At 74.7% G+C, this 7253-nt stretch carries 7 protein-coding genes; all 7 read right to left on the bottom strand.

Translation table 11 applies throughout. From position 1 onward, the window contains the following. Window positions 1-1139 (bottom strand): 1-deoxy-D-xylulose-5-phosphate synthase N-terminal domain-containing protein (locus ACFVFR_RS18795; RefSeq protein WP_383702913.1); only part of this gene is annotated, 1139 nt, incomplete at its 3' end. A gap of 25 nt (window positions 1140-1164) precedes the next feature. Next, the gene (locus tag ACFVFR_RS18790) at window positions 1165-1572 is read right to left on the bottom strand and encodes a DUF6917 domain-containing protein (RefSeq protein ID WP_383702890.1); all 408 of its coding nucleotides are present in this window, start codon (window positions 1570-1572) and stop codon (window positions 1165-1167) included. Beyond that, window positions 1569-2525, bottom strand: coding sequence for a Gfo/Idh/MocA family protein (locus tag ACFVFR_RS18785; protein ID WP_383702888.1), 957 nt, complete (start codon window positions 2523-2525; stop codon window positions 1569-1571). Before ACFVFR_RS18785 ends, ACFVFR_RS18790 begins: the two co-directional genes overlap by 4 nt. Continuing rightward, window positions 2522-3658, bottom strand: coding sequence for an Ldh family oxidoreductase (locus tag ACFVFR_RS18780; RefSeq protein ID WP_383702886.1), 1137 nt, complete (start codon window positions 3656-3658; stop codon window positions 2522-2524). The genes ACFVFR_RS18785 and ACFVFR_RS18780 overlap by 4 nt, the downstream gene beginning before the upstream one ends. Window positions 3659-3674: 16 nt before the next feature. Then, a complete protein-coding gene (locus ACFVFR_RS18775) occupies window positions 3675-5096 on the bottom strand; it encodes a M20/M25/M40 family metallo-hydrolase (RefSeq protein ID WP_383702884.1) in 1422 nt (473 codons plus the stop codon). Continuing rightward, on the bottom strand, window positions 5093-5986 hold the full coding sequence (locus ACFVFR_RS18770) for a sugar phosphate isomerase/epimerase family protein (RefSeq protein ID WP_383702882.1): 894 nt from the start codon (window positions 5984-5986) through the stop codon (window positions 5093-5095). The genes ACFVFR_RS18775 and ACFVFR_RS18770 overlap by 4 nt, the downstream gene beginning before the upstream one ends. Next, a complete protein-coding gene (locus tag ACFVFR_RS18765; RefSeq protein WP_383702880.1) occupies window positions 5976-7112 on the bottom strand; it encodes a hypothetical protein in 1137 nt (378 codons plus the stop codon). Before ACFVFR_RS18765 ends, ACFVFR_RS18770 begins: the two co-directional genes overlap by 11 nt. Window positions 7113-7253 lie beyond the last annotated feature (141 nt).

Below are 7253 nucleotides of genomic sequence, written 5' to 3'. Positions count from 1 at the left end.
AACGTCGCGTACACCGCCACCACCGGATGCACCCCACCCAACGCCAACCCCGCCGCCGACGTCACCGCATGCTGCTCCGCGATCCCCACATCAAAAACCCGATCCGGAAACGCCCTCGCGAACGCCTCCAACCCCACAGGCTGCAACATGGCCGCCGTAATACCCACCACGTCCTCACGCTCACGCCCCAACCGCACCATCTCGTCGGAGAAGACGGAGGTCCACGACGGGCCCGTCACCTGCCCCTCCGACGGTGGCTCGGCGGTGCCCGCCTCGGCGCGGTCGGGGTCCGGGTCGGCGCGGACGACGCTGTGCACGATGGCCGGTCCGCCGAGCGCCTTGGCCCGACGTAAGGCCACCTCTAACGCCACCGCGTCGTGGCCGTCCACCGGCCCGAAGTAGCCGAAGCCCAGATCGTCGAAGAGGCCGCGGGGGGCCAGGCGGCTCGTCTCCGGGCGCTCGGCGGGCCGGGTCCGCCTGGGCAGGGCCTGGACGAGGGTGCCGCCGGCTCGGCCGCCGTGGTCGCACGGCGGGGTCGCGGCGAGCGGGCCGCCGGGGTGGCCGGGCCCGGGGTGGCGCAGCGTCACCCGGTGGTCGGCCGGGGGCTCGCCGGCGGGGGCGTGCGCCGGCGTCCGGTCGTGGACGACGACCACCAGGGGCAGGCCACGGCTGGCCCCCAGGTCGCGGAGCGCCTCCCAGGCCCGGCCGCAGAACAGCGCCTCCCGTTCGATGACGGCGACGGCGTGCCGGTCGTGCAGGCCACGCAGCCGGTGCGCCTTGGCGAAGCCGTCGGCGTAGGAGAGGGCGGTGGCGGTGCGCGCGTTCTCCACGGCCCCGTGCCGGGTGGCGTACCAGGTGGGCTCGGTGCGCTGGCGGCGCCTGGTGAAGTCGCGCCGACCGGTGAGGAGTTCGTGGGCGTACGCCTGGCGGCCGGTGTCCCAGACGAGGCGGTCGCGTGGAGCGTCGAAGACGCGGTGGAGGGCGAGCGTGAGCTCGACCACTCCCAGATCGGGCCCGAGGTGCCCGGCCTGCCGCGGCACCGCCCGCTCCATGAACTCCCTGATCTCCGCGGCCAGCCCGGGGAGCCGGGACGCGGGGACGGCCCGCAGCGTGTCGGGGCCGGAGAGGGTGTCGAGCAGTGGTGCCGCGGCCGGACGCGGCCCGTCAGGGCGCAGGGTCAAAGCGCACCTCCATCTCGGGCGCCAGCCCGAGGTCCGGACCGGCGGCCGTCTTGTCGGTGTTGATCAGGATGTTGTAGTGGTTCGGGTAGTGGCACGCGTCGAAGCCGAGGACGGTGCCGACCAGGTGGCCGTTGATGCGCACCTCGTCGCCCCGGTCGATGACGCCGCCCCGGGCCAGCTCCACGAAGCCCAGGAAGCCGACGCGGTCGATGACGGCGCCGGTGCTGGGGTCGTCGTGGTCGGTGGTGATCAGCTCGTGGATCTCCTCGCGGCGTACGCAGCGGCTGGCGAACTCGGTCAGCTCCATGCCCCGGTCCTCCCGCTTGTGCGTGAGGATCTTGACCAGTTCGCCGGTCACCGAGCGCTTGGGGCCGTCCTCGTCGGGGTTCACCGGGCGCCTCCCTCGGCGTGCGTGGCGGTGCTCGCGCCGGCCTCCTCGGCCTCGCGGCGGTAGACCTCGGCCACCAGTTCCAGGGCGGCGAGGCCGCCCTCGCCACGGTCCTCGGCCGCGCGCACGGCGCCGGCGAAGTCCCGCAGCACGCCCACGTACTCGTGCCACAGCGAGGTCTTGAACCCGTCGTGGCCGCCGAGCATGTCGGCGGTGAGCACGGTGCCGTCGGCCAGGGTCAGCTCGACGTCCTTGGTCTCGCCCGGGTAGGCCCAGTCGAGCAGCACCCGGGCGGTGGGGCCGGTGGTGGCGCGCAGTTCGACGCTGGCCTGCCGGTCGGTGCCCTGGGCGTCGCGGACGACCTTGGAGTCGGTGACGGTGACGTCGCCGACGATCTGGCGGACGGTGTCGAACGCGTTGGGCCCGTTGTCGGCCACGCAGCCGCCGCCGCAGCGCTCGGGGTCCAGGTACCAGTGGTCGTCGCCGGCGTGCTCCTCGATCATCTCCAGGTAGCGCACGGTCACGTGGCGGATGCCGACGCCGGCCGGGACGCGCTCGATGAGGTCCAGGACGTTGTCGTTGTAGCGGCGGTGGAAGGAGGTGAACAGCACCACGCCCTTCTCGCGGGCCGCGCGGACCAGTTCGCGCCCGTCCTCGACGCGGGTGGCCAGCGGCTTCTCCACGCACACCGCGAGCCCGGCGGCCACCAGGTCGCCGCAGACCTGGGCGTGCACGTCGTTGGGCACGTTGACCACGACGGCGTCCAGGCCGCCGGCGCCGATCATGTCCCGGTAGTCGGCGAAGGTGGGCACCGTGCCCTCGAACGGGGCCAGCGCGTCGGCGCGCAGGTCGCACACCGCGGCCAGCTCGACCTCCGGCAGCTCCTCGAACGCCTTGACGTAGAAGCGCGAGATGACGCCGAGACCGACGATTCCCACGCGCAGCGGTGTGCTCATGCGTCCACTCCAACCGGGACCTCAAGGCCCCATCGCTCGGCCACCTCGCGCAGCTCCCCGTAGAGCGCGGGCGTGATCGGTACGCCGTCGGCGCGGGCCGCGGCGGCGGTGGCGGCCTCACGGGCCCCGGGGTAGCTCACCGGCGCGGCCGGGTCGATCGGCGGGCTGTCGACCAGGGCCTGGAAGAGCCCGCCGGCCTGCGAGAGGAACCCCTCCACCGGGCGCAGCGCGCCCGGCGCGACGACGATGGCCAGGATGCCGATGTCGTCGTCCCGCCCGGAGGGGCCGCCGGTGCCCGCGTACGCCTCGGGCGAGGGGCCCAGTCCGGCGCCGGGCACCAGGGCGGCCAGCACCTCGACGAGCAGGGCGAGCCCGTACCCCTTGTACGCGCCGGTCTCCGGGCGTCCCCCGAGCCAGGTCGGGAAGCCGTCGCCCCGGTCGAGCGCGTGCGGGTCGGTGACCGGCTGTCCCTGCGCGTCGGTGAGCCAGCCCTCGGGTATGTCCTGGCCGGCGCGGGCCGCCTGGCGGATCTTGCCGGTGGGCACGGCCGTGGTGGACATGTCCAGGCAGTACGGGGCCAGGTCGGGGCCGGCGGGCGAGGCGATGCTCATGGGGTTGGTGCCGAGCATGGCGACCTTGCCGCCCGGCGGCCGGGCGATGCGCTGCCCGCCGCAGTTGGAGGCCAGGATGCCGATCATGTCGCGCTGGGCGGCGCGCAGCGTGTGGTGGCCGGCGCAGCCGAAGTGGGTGGCGTCGCGCACCGAGACCAGGCCGATGCCGTACTCCGCGGCCCGCTCGGCGGCCAGGTCGATCGCCTCGCTGGCCAGCCACAGGCCAAGGCCCTTGGCGCCGTCCAGGAGCACCGAGGCGCCCTTGTCGGCGAGCACCCGGGGCTGGGCGTCGGGCTCGACGCGCTTGTCGTCGAAGAGCGGCAGGTAGAGCCGGGTCAGGTTGGTGAGGCCGTGCGAGCGCATCCCGGCCAGGTCGCCGTAGACCAGGGCTTCGGCGGCGGTGCGGGCGCGTTCGCCCGGCACGCCACGGGCGGCGAAGACCTCGGTGGCGAAGCCGACGAGGTGCTCGTACGGGATGCGCGCGGCCGTTTCCTCGGCTGCTGGGGGCGACGCAGGTGTCATGACCTTCCGTTCCTGACTAGGCGGTGCGGCTGGTGGCGGGGGCGGTGCCCGTGGGCCGCTCGGGGGCGGCGCGCGGGGCGGGCGCGCCCGTGGCCGCCGGGTCGGGGAGTTCGCCGGCCTGGCTGGCCCGGGTGAACGCGGTGAGCAGCGCGCGCACGCCGGTGGCGAAGGACTCCAGGTCCACGAGGTCGGCGTGCTCGCCCTCGGCGTGCGCGCCGTTGGCGTCGAGGTCGCCGGGGCCGTAGACGACGGTGTACGCGCCGGGGGCGTCGTGCATCCAGATGGCGTCGCAGGTGAACGCGTCGGCGTCGGCGGGCGCGTAGCGCAGCCCGGCACCCTCGGTGAGCAGGCGTTCGGCCCACGGGTCGGCGCTGGCCAGGGCGGGCAGCCCGCGCTTTTGCCAGCTCAGGCTGGTGACGCGGGCGGCCTCGCGGGCGGTGAGCGCGAAGTCGGGCAGCGGGGCGAAGCGCTCGGCGAAGTCGGCGAGGCCGGACTCCAGTTCCTCGGTCAGGGCCCGGCCGAGCGCCTGGCCGGCCTCGGTGGTGGGGTAGGCGAGGTTGAGCAGCAGGTGGCCGGTGCCGTACACCTTGTTGTGCAGGGTGCCGGTGTGCAGGCCGGCGACGCAGACCCGGCCGCCGGCCGCGCGCTCGGGCAGCCGCCTGGCCAGGTGCTGGGCGAGGTGGCCCAGCAGGACGGTGGCGTTGTGCCCGCCGCCGGGCCGGTCGTCGATGGAGTCCTGGCCCTCGACGCTGATCCGGGCGGTGGCCGCGGCGGTGGAGCGCGGTACCAGGAGCGAGCGGGTGGGCTCGCAGAAGATGTTGAGGCGGCCGGTGTGGCCGGCCTCCACCAGCGGGCGGGTGCCGAAGACGCCCATGGCGCCGCCCTCCTCGCCGGCGACGAGCTGGATGAGGACGCCGACGTCCGTGCCGAGCGCGGGCAGCGCGCGGCGCGCCGCGCGCAACCCGGCCAGCAGGGCGACGGCCGGGCCCTTGGCGTCGATGGCGCCCCGGCCGTGGAAGCGGCCGTCGGCGTAGCGGGGCGGTTCGAGGCCCGCGACGGTGTCCAGGTGGACGTTGAACATCACGGTGCGCTCGGCCGGCAGTTCGGGGCCCAGCCGCAGCACCATGCTGGGCTGGCACTCCAGGAAGTCGGGCATCTCGGCCGCCGCCGCGCGCACGGTGACGGGCACGTCCGCGCGCTCCAGGATCGTGGCCTGGGGCGCCGCGTGGTGGACGACGGTGAAGCCGAGGTCGGCGGCGGCCTCGGCGTACGCCCGCTGGGCCTCCCACAGCCGGGGGCGCTCGCCGTCCGTGCCGACCTCCAGCGGGCCGGCGGTGGGCAGGCCGATCAGATGCAGCAGCAGTTCGCGCTCGGCCACGGAGAGGGTGACCCCGGCGGCGCGCGCGGGGTGCGCGCCCCGCGCCAGGGCGCCGCTCACCCGCGCTCCTCGGCGAGCCTGTCGACCATGCGCTCCAGGGCCCGGCCGTAGTCGACGAAGGCGTCCACGCCGTCCTTGCCCTCGGTGGCCAGCGACTCGTGCGGGCGCACGTTGATGTGCGGCTCGATGGACCACACGCCGGTGTAGCCCTGGTCCAGCAGGTAGCGCAGCGAGTCCTCGACCCGGCAGCGGCCGTCGCCGGGCAGCAGGTAGCGGGCGTCGTCCGGGGTGCCGAGGGCGTCCTTGATGTGCACGTGCTCGACGTACGGGGCGATGTGCGGCAGCAGGTCGTAGGCCTCGTAGTCGTAGGCCACGCCGTTGCCGACGTCGAAGAGCAGCCGCAGCGCGGGGCTGTCGACGGTGTCCAGGAGTTCGCGCATGCGGGCGGCCTCGGTGCCGGCCCAGCCGGCGCAGTTCTCGTGCAGCAGGACCAGGCCCGCCTCCTGCGCGCGGGCGGCGAGCTTGCCCATCCGCGCCAGGACCTCGGCCCGCCAGTCGGCCTCGCTGAGGCCGTCGTTGGGGTAGGACATGACGCGCACGTAGCGGGTGCCCAGGCGGCGGCAGCGCTCGCCGAGGGCGTCGAGTTCGCGCAGGTCCTCGTCGAAGTCGGCGGTGATGGGCCGGCCCCAGTTGGCGATCCGGGAGTCCACGCAGGTCACGGTCAGACCGGCGGTGGCCAGCCGGTCCACGAGCGTGTCGAAGGCAGCGTCGTCCAGGTCGGCGACGGCCGTGCCGTCCACGTTGCGCAGCTCGATGTGTCCCCAGCCGAGCGTGGTGAGCGCGCTGATCTGCTCGTCGAGCGAGGCGCCCGCCTCGTCGCCGATCCCGCACAGCGCGATGCCCGGCAGGGACGTGGTCCCCGCGCTGGTCCCGGTGGCGTCAGCCGACATGGATGCTCCCGTTCCGCTCGGTCGTGGGCTGGTCCCCGGCTGCCGCCGGGCGCTGGTGGGCCGGCGCGGGGCCGGCCTGGGTGGGCGCGGCGCCCGGCCCGGTGCCCCGCTCGGCCTCGGTGGCCCGCCGCTTGGCGCTCTCCAGGACGCGGACGACCTGGGCCTGGAGCTCGAAGTCGGCGGTGAGGTCGGTGTGCTCGACGAATCCCCGGTAGGTGGCCAGAAGGCAGGCGTCCAGCGCGTCCTCGGGAAAGAGCTCGTAGGTCTCGGGTCGGCCGGTGGGGCGTACGCGCAGGTGGGCGTAGTTGTCCTCGCCGCTGAGCGGGTAGTGGCCCTCGACCTGGCCCGCGTCGAAGTCGAGCGTGATGCTGCGTTCGCGCACCGGGGAGGTCAGGTCGGAGACGATGCGCGTGGTGGTGCCCGCGTCGTGGACCAGGGTCAGTTCGGCCGAGCCCATCCGGGGCACGACGCGGTCGCCGGCGACGGCGTCGCTCCAGGCGGCCTCGGTGACCTGGCCGGCGCCGGCCAGCCGCAGGGCCACGCCCACCGAGTGCGGCAGCTCCACGTCGAAGGCCGTGGGGTGGCTGGGGGTGCTCAGTGTGCGGCGCAGCCGGGGCTTGTGCTGGTGCACGGTGATCCGGCGCAGCGCGCCCAGGTCCCCGGAGCGCACGAGGGTGTGCAGCCGCGCGGTGAGCGTGCTGTGCAGCCAGGGCGCGACGACGGCCAGGCGCAGCCCGTACGCGTCGCGCACGGCGCGGATGTCGCCGACGACCTCGCTGTCCACCCCGATGGGCTTTTCCACCAGGAACTGGACGAAGCCCAGTTCGGCCAGGTCGCGCAGGACCTGGGCGCGGTGGTCGGGCGGCGTGCACACGTGCACGACGGTGGTGCTGGGGTCGAGCTGGGCGCGCGCCTGGCTCAGCGAGGAGACGGTGGTCAGGCCGGGGACGGGCGCGTCGTCCGGCCGGGCCGTCAGGTCGTAGCCGACGGGCACGTCGGCGGCGAAGACGCTGTCGGCCGGCGCGTGGCCGTCGCCGACACCGGCGTCCTGTCGCAGCCGGCGGAGGACCGGCAGATGCAGCTCTCGTCCTGAGCGTCCCAGCCCGACGAGCAGGGTGTGCAACACCGTGAACTCCTCAGATGCGCGTAGCGGGGCGCCCACGGTACGCGAGGTGTGACCTGCGGGTCCTTAGCAGATAACTGCCTGGAATAGCGCCAACCGCACACTCTCTTGCCATGGCAGGGTCTTGCCCGGCTTTCTAGCCTG

This window comes from Streptomyces sp. NPDC057702 (assembly GCF_042799315.1).
Taxonomy (GTDB): Bacteria; Actinomycetota; Actinomycetes; order Streptomycetales; family Streptomycetaceae; genus Streptomyces.
This window is presented reverse-complemented; position numbering and strand designations above follow the sequence as displayed.